This is a genomic window from Dickeya undicola, from assembly GCF_000784735.1.
Taxonomy (GTDB): Bacteria; Pseudomonadota; Gammaproteobacteria; order Enterobacterales; family Enterobacteriaceae; genus Dickeya; species Dickeya undicola.
The window spans coordinates 113438-129250 of record NZ_JSYG01000019.1 but is presented as its reverse complement, the minus strand read 5'-3'; the positions used below and the strand labels follow the sequence as shown (position 1 = coordinate 129250).

The window sequence follows — 15813 nt, the reverse complement described above, 5'->3', positions numbered from 1 at the left end:
GATTTTCTAAGCTGCCTATGCGGCAGTGAACGGTGTGTCATTCCACGGCACCGGGTAACGCCCTTTCTAAGCTGCCTATACGGCAGTGAACAATCACAAGCAAACCTCACGATTTTCTCTTTTTTTCTAAGCTGCCTATGCGGCAGTGAACCAGATTCATCTGCACTTGTATGTGCTGGAGGTTTTCTAAGCTGCCTATGCGGCAGTGAACTAGAAGGGCAGGCGGTTTGCCACCGTGCCGATTTTCTAAGCTGCCTATGCGGCAGTGAACGTGGTCTGACGTTTTCTATGTGTCAAACTGGATTTCTAAGCTGCCTATGCGGCAGTGAACGTATACCGGTTAAAAAGGTCCGTGTAACGGGCTTTCTAAGCTGCCTATGCGGCAGTGAACTTAGTGATAGAGCAGGATTCGTGTGATGGCATTTTCTAAGCTGCCTATGCGGCAGTGAACGGACACTCCAATAAGTAAAGTGGATTTGTCTTTTTCTAAGCTGCCTATGCGGCAGTGAACTGTAGCGAATTATCGCTTATCACCTGATTGTTAAAGAAAAACCGCCATTTTGACGAAAAAACCCTTTTTTCTGGCGGCCAGATTACGGTATTTAAAATCAATACGTTAGAACTGGCCGCAAAAAAAGGGTCAAAACCACGGGATGGTGGTGGCGGCGCTTAACCCGTAGCTGGAGAACACTCCGGCGACCGGTTGGTCCTGCAACGGGCCGTGCTCGACAAACAGTAAAAACGTTTGTCCGCTGGAAAGACTGCGCAGCGGCAGGTACGGCAGCGAGGTGCGTTTTTCTACCGCATAGGGAATGCGGGCGATGGCTTCATCCTCCGTCATCCGGCCTTTACTCACCGCGCGACGGCGCAACCGTTCGGCGCTGCTTTTTACCTGCACCCGGCGCACGGTGCGGTGCTTCGCCCCCGCGGGCACCGGTAGCGGTTCGGTGATGGCGGTATAATCGCGCAGCCCTTTCAGCCAGCCGGTTTGCTCCAGCGCCGCCAGCGCCTGCACACTGCCGTGCAGCCGCAACCGTTCCCCCAACGTTTTGCCCACGTCAGGGAAGCTCACACCGATAGCGCCCGTCGCTTGCTGCCCCAGCGCCCGGTGCAGCTTGGCGAACAGCGCGCTCAGCAACTGCACCGCGCTGAACTCCGGGTCGGGCAACACCCGAATTTCGATATAATGGTCCATAGCGCGTTACTCGCCTTTCTCGCCGAACACCCCGCCGCGAATCAGCGTGGCGATCACGTAGTGCTGCTGCGCCACGTCTGGCACCTTGCCCTTGATTACCCAGTTATCCAGCAGGGTGTAAAAATCCATCGTGTCTTTCGGCTGACGGTAGGCGCGACCACGACTGGTCACCGAGCCATAGGGTTCGACCGCGATCGGCCCGGTTTCTGCTGCTTCCGGGTGCCAGTCATCCACTGTGCGCAGCGCGTTGCCGATTTTCTGTGAATGGATCGCCGCCACACCGTTAACCTGATACAGAATCTTGCTTTTGCCACTGCGGGCCCGCTCATCCAGCACCAGTTCCTGCGATGGGAACACTTCCTGTCCGTTGCCCAGCTTCACCTGCGCTTCCACGCGGAAGAACGCTGAATCGTTCCCCGCCAGCGCCTGCTCAATGGCGTGTGCAAACTTATCTAAATCATCAGGTTGATTACTATTATTGTTAGGGTTAAAGGTGTAATCCATCGGCTTTGGCTGCCTGAACTGGCGCAGCGAGTAATCTTCGCCGTTGAATACCCAACGCTTATCGTTATGTGTCACCGCCACCTGCACCGCTTCCGCGCCGATGCGGTTGCGCCACAAAAAACGGCCGCTAGCGATGTTCTCGGCGTAACGCGCCGCCAGTACGCCAAAGCCCGGCTCACGGGCGTAGCCGTTAATCAATTCGGTCAGCGCCTGCTGGTAATCCTGATCGTTACACACCGACGGCAACGCCAGGTTACCCAGCACCCGCAGTGTGAAGGCCACTTTCAGCGTGTCGGCGTCAAACGGCAGCGCCGCCACGTCCACCGTTTGCAGGTTGGGTTTTTGGATTTCGGCATCCAGTTTGGCCGGGTCGCTGCTGATAGCGTTTTTTAACCGGTTGGAGATGGTGCCGCGTACCGATTTTTCCTGAATCACTACCGGCGTCCACTGATCCTGCTGCCAGTTGCCCGCTAACATCTGTGCATCGGAATTCGCCAGTTTGCGCTCAAACGCCAGTACCGATGCGGTTTTCAAGGTGGTTGCTGCTTTTGCCATGGTCTTCATCCTTATTAAAAGTCGTTCAGTTCTTCGTCATCATCTGTTGTGCTGTCTGGACCGTCGGCGGCTTGCAGGCAGCGGTAGGTGCCGTTTTGATGGCGGTAACGCCAGAAGATGCGGTTGATATCGTCAATACGGTGTGCACCGCGCCATTCGCCAACACCGTAAATGGCCTCGGCAAAACAGAACCGGGTGGACGGGTCACGGGTTTTCTCCACCTCGCCGGGGGCATACAACGGCGAAATGGCGCGGTAGCCGGTCATCAGCGGCACCAGATAGCCGCCATCAGGCTTGGGCAGTGGCGGCCAGTTCACCTCATCACCAGAAGCGCGCACCGCGTGATGTTTCAGGGCGGCGAAATCGAGCCAGGCATCCAGCATCTCCGCCTGCGGGTCACTCTGCTGTAAAGTCTGATGATGCGACTGCAACAGCGCCGTGCGGTCCAGCAAGACAAAGCCCGGCAGCAAACGACGCATCAGGCCACGGGTCGTGCTCTCGTCGGCAGGCATGTCATGAACGTTTACCTGCTCGATATCCACAATCAGCCCGCCCGCCAGCCGCTGGCGCAGCGCCAGTTGCTGCAACCGCAGTTTCAACGCCTCAAGCCCATCTTCACCGGGCAACATGCCGTGGCACTCCATCAGCAGCGACACGCTGAGGTGCATCCGCCCCTCTTCATTAAAGGCGGCGGTTTTTTCTTCTTTGGTCAGCGGGTTGCGTGTCAGCGCAAAGCTGCGGTTCCAGCCGCTGCCGTAAGCGTGCAACTGGTGCTGATGGCACACCACGCCGCAGCCTTCCAGCGTCAAACCGTGAGATGCCTGCAACTGGCGCGACAACGCGTGGGTAAAGCCGAGAAAATGGCTGATGGCCGGAAAGCCGTAGGTGTGCCCGGCAATGGCATTGGCGTTTTCCACCTGAATACGCCGCAGAATAATCAGGCTGCTCATGCCAATTCCTCCTTCAGCCATCGCTCGCTTTCCCGCAGCCGCTGTTTGAACAACGCGGCGGTTGACCACTCGCGGCGCTCCACCTCACCGAAAATCAGTTTATCGTGGTGCAATCGCGCATTCAGCCACTGACCAAATTCATGGGCGACCTGTTCTTTCCAGTCCCCGCCGTCGCGTGCATAGCGAAAAGCGTCATCATGCCGACAGCGCCTTGGGTCAAGCCACAGTTGCAGAGGGAAATTCAGTTGGGAATAGCTGCTCCAGCCCGCTTTGCCCAGGTTTTGCACCGTGGCGACATAGTCGAATAGGGTGTTGATCAACCGGTCGAGGTAACGCCTGCGCTGGTTGCGAATCTCGCGGTTGTTTTCCACCTCTTTGACGCTGAGCAGGAACTGCTGCATCTCCCGGCGCGCAATGTAGGTCAGCGCATCCACCTCACCCCTAACACGGAAGATGGTGTCATGATCACGCGGCAGTTTGATTTGGCTGAGCCATTGCGGCGGCGCGCTGCTGAGCAAATAGGAGCGGCCGCTGCGGGCGGAATTGAGCGCAGAGATATTTTGCGGCTTGGTGCCGCCCATGTTCTGCACCGCAATACCGGGGTAGCTGACATCAACCTCATCGTGCCAGCGCTTCTGCCGCCGGGCCTCACGGATGGCTTTAGCTTGCTCACCAAAGCGCACCGCGTTCAGGCGTTGATCCAGCGCCTGCGACAGCGAAGAGGAGTAAAGCGGGCTTAACAGGTGGTATTCCCCGTCCCCGACCGGGAAGTAGATCTGTTTCGCCAGCTTGTGGGAACTGGGCTGTTTATCGGTCAGCACCTGCCCGAACCCGGCCAGCCACTGGGTGAGTTGCTGCGGGCTTTCCGCCAGCGCCTCCAGCGCGCGGTGGTCGCCGCGTTGCAGCGCCGCCAACAGTGAATCGCCCTGATGCTCGGTTTGCAGCAATTTGGCCACATCCAGCGCCGCCGCGTTGCCCACCGCGTCAATCGCCGGTTGTGCCAGCGACGCGGTAGACAACACCGCACTGTCGGTAACCGGTTCGCTGCTGAACACACTGCTGCCTTTGGCGTCGCTGTGGGTGAATTTCAGCGCGTGGGTCACCAGGCTAATCTGCCCGGCACGGCTGGCGGCATCCGTCAGCCAGGTGCGCACCTGGTAAGTCTGTTCTATTTCACGCCGCTGCTGCAAAAGCGTCAGTTCCGCTGCGGCCAGCGCCTCACCGCTTAACGCGGCCCGCTGCTTATCGGCAGTTTTATCGAAGGCATCCAGCTTGGTCTGCTTTCGATTTTCGATATACGACAGGATAAATGCTTGCAAACCCTCACTACTCATAGTCGATTCCTTGAGCGTGTATAACCCACTGATTTATTAAGGCCATTGACAAATAGCCCTGTTGTTTTATTACAGGCTAATTCATGCCAGCACTGTGAAAGGTTTCGTGCGTAATGGCCTACGTTATCGCTTTGCAACGCCATCGCTCGCACGACAAGGAGAGGCTCAAACGCCGCCTCTCCTTGACCTCGGGCTAGAGGCTAAACTGCGCCGCTACGCGGTGCCTTCAGCTTACGCCTTCGCTGTTCGGGCCGCCTGTGACGCGTTCCAGACGCGGCACAGGCTTTCGCCGCATCCATGCGGCTCACCCGGCGAAGTCGTTCGCTTCAGCGCAGTTTTTAACGCCGGGAAAACACCACTACCGTGTACCTGACAGCCTCACCTGTAATTCCATCAGTTACGGTTAATATTTATAGAAAAAATCGAGAACCACTGGGCCTTTACTGATGTGTCCGGTGGATTACTTACAGTCATGGATGCTGGCTTCATCGGCAATCCAGCAGCCATACAAAGTACCGCGATACAGAACAATCTCGACTGTTGAGGCTTCATTTCATTATCTCCGCTTATCATTCCTGACGTGATGAAATGAATAGTAGTCCGATCACCTCAAACGATCAACCTAGACAGAGTTACTTTTTTAATAAAACCTAGCCTTTGCTTTTTAAGATCTCTAAAATCAACTTCACTACCGTTCAGGTAGCTTAGAAATAGACTGAGTTGCTACTAACTGCCGCATAGGCAGCGGCGCACTCATTTGAGTGCGCCAAACACCCCTAACAGCGGGTGCCAGCACCATTGGTTATCTTGTTTTCTCAGGCTGATTTCACCGAAGCGGGCGCTGATCCACGCCAGTTCCCGTTGTTTCTCCTCGGCCAGTTGCAGATAAAGCGCGGTGTAATCCATATCTACCCACTGGCTGACGCCATCGGCCATTTCCTGTTGTACCAGGCGAATCTCATCGATTTTTTTCCAGCCGCTCGGGCCATCGTCCTGCAACATAAAACACGTTTTTTCGCCTTCGTCTTCCAGCCACAGCCAGTAGCGCTGCTGTGGCTCTGAACGGCGAAACATCGTGTGCCGTTGCAGTTCGCCGTTCCAGTGCAGCGGTTTGCGCCACCACCACACCGCTGCGGGCTTATCCGCGGGTTTTGGTTTTGTCCTCCCCAACAACGCCAGCTTTAATGCCGCGTGCTCAAGGCTTATCAGCGTCAGGTTTTTGAGGTCTATCGGTGGCTGCTGAATACGCGGTGCGGCGCTAATACTCTGATAATCCTCCGGTTTGAGATTCTCCCGCAGGTCGTGGCTGGCGAGGGTAAAACCGTCTTTCGATTCAAAACCGGGGCGGCAAAACGCTACGGGTTCCCCTTTCAACGCCCGCACGTTATGGCTTAACAAATAAAAATTGGGCGAGGACGGCACAAACTCGTCACGCTGGCGGTGGCGCAGAATACGCCCGGCTAACTGGATAAATGAACGCATCGAGCTGGGTTCAGCGATGGCCCAGTCATAATCGTGATCACGGCCCACTTCCGCCACCGAGGTGGCCAGCACCACAAACACATGATGCTGTTGCGGCTGCTGTTCGATGGCATGACGAATTTCCGCCACCTGCCACAGTGCCTCTGGGTCTTTACGCATCAGCGCCGCATCCAGCCGCGCTTCGATGTGGGAACGCATCGCCAGCGGGTGCTGGCTGTGATAGATGCAGTAATGCACGCAGCAGTCTGATGGCGAAGGCATCGCCATCAGTGCACGCGCTACCGCCACCAGCGGGTTGATGTTCGCCATGCGAATCAACCCCAGTGACACGGTTTTGCCGCCAGGATGCGTCTGATGGTGTTGCTGGTGCAGCGCGAGCAGCCGTGGGTGCAGGGTTTGTGCTACCGCCCGGCACACCGCACTCACCTCCCGCTCAGTGCTGGCTACCGGTTCAATTTCTGCCCAGCGCAGCCGCTGCTCCTGCTGTTGCAGCTTGTCGATGCGCCCGGCAACAAACGCCTTATGCTGAGCGGCAAAAGCGTCGGTATCGGCTATCGTCTGGCACTGGCTGTCGAATTCATCAAACCAACCGCAGCAGACGGTCAGCGGCGTACCCGGTTCGCCATACGCCTGCTGCCAGGCGGCGCGACCGTTCAGATAAGCCTCGAACAGTGCCCGAATCAGTGCAGGCGGCAGCGTGGCGGATGACAGCAGCACCCGTGAGCCAAGCATCCCCGCCCAATTCACTAGCCGACACAACGCGGGCAGGTCTTCCAGCCCGAAATCGTCCGGTTCATCCAGTACCAGATCAGAGGTCAGCAAGCGCAGCATCGGTGCAATCTGGTGGCCACCGCGCAGGCTTTCAGTAGCGGGCATCAGATGATCAATCGTCGTCACCAGCACCGGCGCGCTCAGCAATTGATGCAGCGTCGGCGATTTTTCCAGCCAGGTTTTCAGCCGACCATCATCCAGCGAGCCTTGGTAGCTGACATATTGATGTTCACTAAACAGCGACTCGGCAGATTCACTGCCAGTCCGCGCTGCCTGAGCTTCCTGCTGGCGCAGTTCATGCAGTTCCTGCACCACCTGGGAGCCAATCAACACCGCCAGGTCGTCTTCATCCAGCGTCAGCCGCTGGCGCAGTGCATCGCCGGTTTGCAACGTCAGGGTGCGCAAGCCGAGCGCCACCGAAAAGCGACACCCGACGGATTCGTCTGCCAGCGCGTACATGATGCGGGCATTGCCCAGCGTTTTACCGCGCCCGGTAGACGCCATGTTGACGCCAAAGAAACCGTGGCGGGCGGCCTGCTCACGGATAGCGCAAACCTTATCAAACGCTTTGTCCTGCCAGCGAAAACGCGCATCGGTGCTGCGCTGGCGAAAGCCTTTGTGCCGGGTGATGGCGGGCAGCGTGTCACGCAGGTGCGGCAGGCTGCGCCCCAGCAGCAGCGCATTTTGCCCAACGCCAACACAGTGCTCGTCCAGTTGCTGCTTGAGTTTGCCGGTCTTCCTGTCCGTGTTGGCCCATACCCGATAGCGAGGGTCCTGCCAGCCGGTCGTGGCGGCAGCCGAAGAGTAATGATGGTCCGCCAGCATCAATACCAGTCGCGCCAGATGCACTGTCAACCGTTGATCCAACTGACCGAAGGTCATCAACGAGGGTAACTTCAGCGAACGGGTGGCGAACTTGCGCGCCTTTTCGCACCACACGCGGCTTTGCAGCGGCGTGCCGTGCGGAAACTGCCACACCTGTTGCCAGTCCTGTGCACTGATATCCGGGCGCAGGTGGTTAACGGCATTCCAGCGCGGCGAGAGAAGTTCATTGAGCCAGCGGTCGAGATATTCCAGTTGCGGCGCTCCGCCCGATTCGCCGTCCGTCAGGGTATGAAACATCGGTAAACGGTGATGCGACATAATCAGCCAGCCCACCACCTGCGCCAGCGGCGGCAGGCTGTTAAACGGCGACGACTTGGGGGTTTTCGCGTCCTGCTGCAACCGTGCCAGCAGCGCCGCCTCCTCCTCCGGGCTGATGGCGGCCAGCGCCGTCAGCCAGCCGGTGTCATCCCGATCGCCGACAAACGCCTGAAACAGCCGCAATGACACCCATTCATGGCGATAAGGCTGGCTGCGCGGCCCGTTACCCTGCAACCCGGCCTGAAACAGCGCATTGGCCTTGCCGATATCGTGAAACAGCCCGGCAATCGCCGCCAGCAGGCTAAAAGCTTCGGCGTTGTGCCACGGGTTTTCATCGTTGCTGCGCAGAATATCGCGCTCGGTACGGTTGGTCGGCACGCTGCCTTGTAGGTTGAAGCGCCGCAGATTGCCAACAACCCACAGCAATTCGGTGTGATTGGCGCTGCGAATCCAGTGGCAGGCGACGGCGGTGTTGCGCCGCGCGGTTTTGCGCAGCAACTGGCGCAGCGTTTTCAGCCCCTCTTCGGTGATGGCGGTTTGCCAGGTGCGTTCCCCCTTACGTTCGGCGAACTGATCCAGCACCCGGCGGGTTTCCACCAGCGCCCGCTTGTTGCATTCGGAAATCAGCAGGATGTTCATTGCGCCCCCTGACTCCCCGCTTTCGCTACCTGGCTACACTGCTGTGCCACCTGTTGCAGGCTGTCGATCATCACATCCAGCGCCTCGGCCTGGCGAAACGCCGTCAGGCAGCGCTGGCGGAAATCCTGCTCGTCTTCACCTTCCATCGCGGCGATAAACGCCTGCGGCAAAATCAACGCGTCTTTGATCAGATCGGCCACGTCGAACACCAGCCCACCGCGCCGGGTTTTGCCGTGCAGCACCGCCAGCCCGTGCGGCAGGCCCAGCACCCACAGCGCTACGGCCGCCAGCCCATAGGCCAGGTAGTTACCGTGGTCGAGAAAACGGTTTGCCAGATCGGTGCCGCCGCCGCGTTTGGCACGGGTAAAGTCACCGTAGCTCACCGCGTTGGCCGCCAGCCGGTACAGCGCTTTGGTCATCATCGCTTCCTGCACCAGCACATCGTTACTGGTGCGGCAGTCAACCAGCCCTTGCTGATAGCGGTTAAGCAACGCCTCCACGTGTTCGGGTTTGATGGCGAAACGAGATTCACGCGACAGTCGCCCGCCCAGCCAGTGCTGGCGAATCTGCCCGATGCGCACTTGCTGAAAGGCAATAGCCGCTGCCAGCCGCTGCTGTTCGTCAAACCAGAAGCTGACCCAATCCTGCAAATATTCCGTCGGGCGATATTCGCTCTGCGGCGACAACCACGACACCGCCACTTCGGCCTCATTGGCGGCGAACAACGGTGTACCGCCACCGCCGCAAAACCCGACCATCACGCCAGCACGGGCAAATTCCCGCATCGCCGCCTGCGTCACCGAGGTGCCGGTGCCGAGCATCACCACACTGGTATTGGCGATAGGGATATTCCAGTACAGCGACTGATTCCCTTCTTCGGTGACATATTCCACCCGTCCGCCATTCACCAAAATACGGCAATGCTGGAGGTAATAAATATTGGCGCGCTTGGAATGCAGAATGGTTTTTAAATCCGACGGGCTAAATACGTTATCCATAAAACCGTTTCTCTGTGGTGGTGATAAAACAACCCCATCCGCGTAATAAAACGCAGACTAATAATTCATTGAAAAACACGTAATACACTGGAAATTAACGAGAATCAGCCTAGCACAACCCAAACGGTAAAATGAATGACACCAGAAACACTTTTCCCGCTTCGATACCCTTTTTTTCAGCCACCTTTTTCAGCATTGAAAAATCAATAAGTTACCGACAGCCGAAAAAAAAGGGTCTGACGGCGAAAATCGCCAATTGCAGGCTGAAATACAACGGGTTAGAGTCAATAAGTTACGGTTCACTGCCGAGTAGGCAGCTTAGAAATCTTCCGCGATGAAACCATGCGCACAGCCTGCGTTCACTGCCGAGTAGGCAGCTTAGAAATACATGGCGCAGGTGCAGTACAGCATGTGGGTGTTCACTGCCGAGTAGGCAGCTTAGAAAGCGTTAAATCCACAGTACGGTTTGCTGTCCGTGTTCACTGCCGAGTAGGCAGCTTAGAAATACGGCGATTTCGCCCGCCGCCAGCTTTCTGCGTTCACTGCCGAGTAGGCAGCTTAGAAATGCGCATGATCGCATACATCGCAGGTGTAACCGTTCACTGCCGAGTAGGCAGCTTAGAAAAAAAACGACCTGCAAAAAGTTTCGGTCCGTTGGTTCACTGCCGAGTAGGCAGCTTAGAAAAAATGAAAACGATTCCAGCGACGATACAGACTGTTCACTGCCGAGTAGGCAGCTTAGAAAGTGCAGGTGTATATGAATTTCCCCATTGAACCGTTCACTGCCGAGTAGGCAGCTTAGAAATTCAAACGCGGATTGCGCGCGCGAGCGCAGATGTTCACTGCCGAGTAGGCAGCTTAGAAAATCAACACCTGACCTGACTGGCGTGAAAACAGGTTCACTGCCGAGTAGGCAGCTTAGAAATGTCCTGCAAAAATACTCGACAGCGACAGGGAGTTCACTGCCGAGTAGGCAGCTTAGAAATTGTCCGCGCCTGGCTCGCCGCCGTCTTCGCGGTTCACTGCCGAGTAGGTAGCTTAGAAATGCAAATAACCCGGATGTGCGTGGCACGACGCGTTCACTGCCGAGTAGGCAGCTTAGAAAGTTGCTGCGCGTCAGCGTATGGCGCACTGCATGTTCACTGCCGAGTAGGCAGCTTAAAAAGCCGCGTCTGCGTCTTGCGTCCATCGAGAATGGTTCACTGCCGAGTAGGCAGCTTAGAAAATAGTGTCCTCTTGGGTTAATGATGTGGCAGCGTTCACTGCCGAGTAGGCAGAGGTTGACGGGGTTGCTGGCGTTAAAAACTACGCTGAGGTGGGCGACTTCGCCGGATGCGCGGCAGGGACGCCGCGCAAGCCTGTGCCGTGTTGGGAACACGTCACAGGCGGTCCGAACAGCGAAGGCGAACGCCGAAGGCACCGCGCAGCGGCGTAGTTTAGCCACTCAGCCAGAGGTCAAGGAGAGGTGGCGCTTGCACCTCTCCTTGTCGTGCGTGCGATGATGTGGCAAAGAAGCGACGCGGTTTATCCCGCACGAAACCCTTCACAGCACCGACATGTTCTCTCTATCCTCATCCGGCAGTATTCCCTCCCCCACTCGGGGAGGGAAATATCACTCAGAACGACGTCCAGTCGTCATTGCTGCCGACGGTGGTGGCGGCACGTTTTTCAGTCGCAACCGGGCGAGCGGAAGCGGCAGACGGCAGCGCGTGAGATAGCACCGCCGACCGGCGGACCGGCGACGGCGCGCCGCTGTTGCCCTGCGGCGTCAGGCGGAATGCGCTGACCGCTTCGGCCAGCAGCGACGCCTGCGACTGCAACGACAGCGCGGCAGAGGCCGATTCTTCCACCAGTGCAGCGTTTTGCTGGGTGGTGGTGTCAATCTGCCCGACCGCAATGTTGATTTGGCTCATGCCGTCGCTCTGCTCGTGGCTGGCCTGCGCGATTTCGTTAATGATGCCGTGAACGTCATTCACATGGGTAGTGAGGTTATCCATCGTCGATTCGGCATTGTCCACCAGTTGCATCCCTTCCTGAATCTTGTCCACCGAATCGTCAATCAGTTCCTTGATTTCCTTGGCCGCCGTAGCACTACGCTGCGCCAGCGAACGCACCTCGCCTGCCACTACCGCGAAACCACGCCCCTGCTCACCGGCACGTGCGGCTTCTACTGCGGCGTTCAACGCCAGGATATTGGTCTGGAAGGCGATGCCATCAATCACACCGATGATTTCAGCCATCCGCATGGAGGCTTCACGAATACCCCGCATCTTACTGATGACTGACAACATCACTTCGCCGCTACGGTGCGCGGCCGACGACGCCTGATTCGCAATTGTCGTCGCCTGATGGGTATTGTCCGCGGTGTTTTTGATGGTCGATACCAGCTCTTCCATTGATGCTGCCGTCTGTTCCAGCGAACTGGCTTGCTCTTCGGTTCGGGACGAGAGGTCCTGATTACCCGCAGCGATTTGCGCAGCAGCGGTGGAAATGGCCTGCGCACCGTCACGCACCTGGCCGACAATCTGACGCAGGCTGGCGTTCATGTTGTCCAGCGCCTGCAAGAGCAATCCGGCTTCATCCTTGCGGCTGGTGGAAATCTGTAAGGTGAGGTCGCCTTGCGATACGCGGTCCGCCATCACCAGCGCCTGCTGAATCGGCTGTGTGACGCTACGGGTGATCGCCACCGCAATCCACGCACTGAGCACTACACCCAGCCCCAGAATCGCCAGCAGCACCAGACGGATGTCATGATAGGTCGCCGACATGCTATCGACAGTACTCATCATCATATCATTCTGATAATCCACCAATTGGCTTACCGCCTTGCGGTAGGCTTGTTGTAACGGATTAAGGTGAACATTAAATTCGTTTATCGCCGCATCCCGATCATTGGCTTTTACCAGTGCAATCACTTTTTGGCCGGAACTCAAAAACTCCGCACGAATAGTGCGAATATCACTAATGACCTGCTGAATTTTTGCATTATTGGATTCATTAGCGTATTTCTCCAGCTTACCCATCAGCCGGGTAATTTCCTGGGAAATCGGAGGGATTTGATCGGTGACGGATTTAATTTTGTCATCACCCGACACCAATAATAATTGCTGAAATACTCTGACACCTTCACTCACATTTTCTATCAAATTATTGGCATCAACAGTTTGGGGATATATCTCTTGTACGATATTGCGTGCATTGTTATGAAAACTCGACAACTTCACTATTGATAGTATTCCCACGATCAACAGCATGGCGGCCAGGGCGGCAAACCCAGCCCCCAGACGATAACCAATTCGCCAGTCAGATAAACGCATTCTCAGCTCCTCACTCCTTTACTAATAACAAAATGTCACAAATATGACGTCCTCAGGGGCAAAACACAGAGCCGCGTTAAAACTGGCATCGCATCCGTTACTGTCAGTAATCGTGATAAAGAGCAAAGCAACAACCTGGCTGATACATCAAACAGCCATCACGATGAAATACTTTTCATCCCCTTTTTCGGCGACAAAAATCATTTCTTTTCCACAGTGTGCAGAACAAAAACATCATAAAAAAATAAGTCAAAAAGAGTAAGACTAAGACCGGATGCGAAATCATACTTATCAGCCGTTATTACATGCACTCTGGGCAGCGCCCTGGCCTACTGTCGGCCCAACCATTCTAACAACCTTTATGATTCGATCGATATAAACATTCAAATAATAATCAGAAATAGGTTTTAACTATTAATTTGAGGATATCGATCGGAACTACCACAAAAAAAATACATATTATTATCAAGGATAATGCACATCAACCGTGAAATGTTAACAAAGCACAGCGGTAACCCTCGCCAGAAAAAGGACGTGATAAAAGAGACAGCCCGACTATTTTTCATCAGTAGAAATAATCAGTTGCCAAAAGAGGATCGCGAACCGTGACCATAAAAAGTGGCACTGCGGGGTTAGACAAGCCGACTCAGGGCGGTTCTTCTTCGTTTATGTTCTTTGTTCAAACCAGGCAAGATAAAACCAAAATGAAATTAATATCATGCTAATTAAATTTAGCCAAATATGATAACCATTCTTATATCCGACATTCATACTCACACTGTTAATTTTATTAAAACGCAGTTTCTTTTCTTATTACGGCTCATGATGAAATTTTCACGCTGCGTATGTTGACACTATTTTAACCATTGACTAATACTTGATCATAAAGGCTCGTATTCTGTCTTAGATGTACCATCATTATATTGCACGTTTTGTGCATTAAAAATGGGTAAAACCCGGTAAGTATATAAATGAAAACAAAAAAGTCATTACAATTAAATCTGCTACATTTAATACTTTTTATCGCTCTTTTCAGTATGCTGGTCACCATAGTGAACGGATATTTTTCTATTTACTATGTTCAGAAAGAAATCATAAAAAAACAGTCATTTCAATCAGATATAAACTACTCCTCCGGGCTGGCCGCCTCGACAGATATGTTTTTTTCAACAGCGGAATCACAGCTGGCTTACAGCGCGGCGCTGCTGTCAAACGATGTTCGCTATGGTAACTTCGCCAGGCTACAGTCAGAGGTTCAGCGCATTCATCAATTTAGCCCTTATTTTAATTCTATTGTCGTAGTCAGTACCAGAAAAATCATTATTGCATCATCCCCGCCTGAATTAAAATTATCGGGTATGCCATTAGTTTCTCATGCCAGCCAAATGGCATTAGAATCCAGAGGATTATTTATAAGCTCGCCCTACACATCAATTACAGGGAATTATCTTTTTTTTATTTCAATGCCTATTTTCGATGATGCAGGAAATTACCTTGGTTATATTGGTGGAACGATTTACCTGAACAACCAAAAAATCATAAATCAATTTATGAAGACGCAGTTCAGCAATGAAGAATTAAACACTTATGTTATTGATAAAGAAGGCACCATGCTCTATAGCAGTAACATCAGTAATATCGGCAATAAATTTTATGATCTGAGCTTTATGGAGGCGGCATTCCAGCAGGAAAAAGGCAGTATCATGATGCCAGATGAACACGGAGTGTTGTCACCCGCCGGCTTTGCCAGAATAAAGAAATCCGATTGGATCGTTATTACCCAGCAACCGATGCAGGCAATGGAAGAAACATTACATAGCGTAATGATTCAAGTGCTCAAAATAGGCGCCCCCGCAGGTTTACTCACCTCACTGATACTGATGCTGCTGGCGTTTTACATTACCCGACCGCTGCGCCAGTTGGCGAAATCAGCCAGTGCGATGGATCAACCTGGCGTCATCAGCAAAATACGCAGCGTCAAAGCCTGGTACAACGAAGTCGAACAGTTAAAACGTGTGCTGCTCATGGGAACGGTGCTTTTGCATAAGCGGATTGGTCGGCTCAGTTCTGAAGCCTATACCGACCCGCTTTCCGGTATGCTGAACCGTCGGGGTATGCAGGAAAGCCTGGAGGAGATTCGTAACGAGTATAAAAAAATCTCCGTCATCGCCATTGATATCGACCATTTTAAACTGATTAATGACTCGTTCGGCCACGACGTCGGTGATGAAGTCATTCGTAAGCTCAGCCAGCAGATTCGCAAAAACTTCCGTAAAACCGACCTGATTTGCCGCATTGGCGGTGAAGAATTTCTGATCCTGCTACCGGGTTCTGACATTCATGTCGCCATCGCCATCGCAGAGCGGTTACGCCACAATGTCGCCAACACGGTTTATTTGTCCGGCTCAAACCACCGCCAGATTACTATTTCCATTGGCGTCACCACGTTTGATCCACAAAAATCGGCGTTGGACGTCGCCATCAAAACCGCAGACAACGCACTGTACAAAGCCAAAAATAGCGGCCGTAATCAGGTGGTGGTGGAACACCTCTCTGAAGATATTTCCCTCGCGCAGCCTTAACCCAAACCTCATCGGTGCGATACCGGCTATTCCCCTTGTAGGGTCACCACCAGCGAACGGCTGCCACCGTGATTGCGGTGTTCACACAGGTAAATCCCCTGCCAGGTGCCAACATGCAGCCGACCGTTGCGCACCGGCAACATCAGGCTGCTGCCCAGCAAACTGCTTTTCAGGTGCGCTGGTATGTCGTCACTGCCTTCGTAGGTGTGGCGGTAATCAAATGAAAACCACGGGAACGGGGTTTCAGCCGAATATCGTATTGTTTCCACATCTCAAGTCACCTGTAATGTGAATGATTACCAGATAATGCCATAAAAAAAAGCGCGGCAAGCCGCGCTTCACA

8 protein-coding genes, 1 pseudogene and 2 CRISPR repeat arrays (1 of these 11 running past the window's edge) are annotated in these 15813 nt (G+C 54.3%); of the genes and pseudogenes, 1 reads left to right on the top strand and 8 read right to left on the bottom strand.

Features of this window, described 5'->3' with window-relative positions; all coding sequences use genetic code 11:
- A CRISPR array of direct repeats spans positions 1-511; the repeat unit is 28 nt; unit sequence TTTCTAAGCTGCCTATGCGGCAGTGAAC (it extends 537 nt beyond the left edge of the window).
- Positions 512-640: 129 nt separating this feature from the next.
- From cas6f to OB87_RS09220, 7 genes are all read right to left on the bottom strand, one after another.
- Entirely contained in the window at positions 641-1195 is a 555-nt protein-coding gene (gene cas6f, locus OB87_RS09250; protein WP_033569154.1) for a type I-F CRISPR-associated endoribonuclease Cas6/Csy4, read from the bottom strand.
- Between the two features lie 6 nt (positions 1196-1201).
- Positions 1202-2254 (bottom strand): type I-F CRISPR-associated protein Csy3, encoded by a 1053-nt coding sequence (gene csy3 / locus OB87_RS09245; protein ID WP_033569153.1) that lies wholly within the window; start codon positions 2252-2254, stop codon positions 1202-1204.
- A gap of 14 nt (positions 2255-2268) precedes the next feature.
- A complete protein-coding gene (gene csy2 / locus OB87_RS09240) occupies positions 2269-3204 on the bottom strand; it encodes a type I-F CRISPR-associated protein Csy2 (RefSeq protein ID WP_033569152.1) in 936 nt (311 codons plus the stop codon).
- Entirely contained in the window at positions 3201-4538 is a 1338-nt protein-coding gene (gene csy1, locus OB87_RS09235; protein ID WP_033569151.1) for a type I-F CRISPR-associated protein Csy1, read from the bottom strand. The genes csy2 and csy1 overlap by 4 nt, the downstream gene beginning before the upstream one ends.
- Before the next feature lie 753 nt (positions 4539-5291).
- Positions 5292-8573 carry a type I-F CRISPR-associated helicase Cas3f gene (gene cas3f, locus OB87_RS09230; protein ID WP_033569150.1) on the bottom strand — a complete coding sequence of 1094 codons (3282 nt, stop codon included), beginning with the start codon at positions 8571-8573 and terminating at the stop codon, positions 5292-5294.
- On the bottom strand, positions 8570-9571 hold the full coding sequence (cas1f, locus tag OB87_RS09225) for a type I-F CRISPR-associated endonuclease Cas1f (RefSeq protein ID WP_033569149.1): 1002 nt from the start codon (positions 9569-9571) through the stop codon (positions 8570-8572). Before cas1f ends, cas3f begins: the two co-directional genes overlap by 4 nt.
- Positions 9572-9868: 297 nt before the next feature.
- Positions 9869-10796: a CRISPR direct-repeat array (repeat unit 28 nt; unit sequence GTTCACTGCCGAGTAGGCAGCTTAGAAA).
- A gap of 391 nt (positions 10797-11187) precedes the next feature.
- The gene (locus tag OB87_RS09220; protein WP_033569148.1) at positions 11188-12888 is read right to left on the bottom strand and encodes a methyl-accepting chemotaxis protein; all 1701 of its coding nucleotides are present in this window, start codon (positions 12886-12888) and stop codon (positions 11188-11190) included.
- A gap of 971 nt (positions 12889-13859) precedes the next feature.
- On the opposite strand from OB87_RS09220, the gene OB87_RS09215 reads away from it, so the two are divergent.
- The gene (locus OB87_RS09215) at positions 13860-15470 is read left to right on the top strand and encodes a sensor domain-containing diguanylate cyclase (RefSeq protein ID WP_033569147.1); all 1611 of its coding nucleotides are present in this window, start codon (positions 13860-13862) and stop codon (positions 15468-15470) included.
- A 26-nt stretch (positions 15471-15496) separates the two neighbouring features.
- On the opposite strand, the pseudogene OB87_RS09210 reads toward OB87_RS09215, so the two are convergent.
- Positions 15497-15685 (bottom strand): annotated as a pseudogene (locus OB87_RS09210) (secondary thiamine-phosphate synthase enzyme YjbQ); the annotation flags it as partial.
- Between the last annotated feature and the right edge of the window lie 128 nt (positions 15686-15813).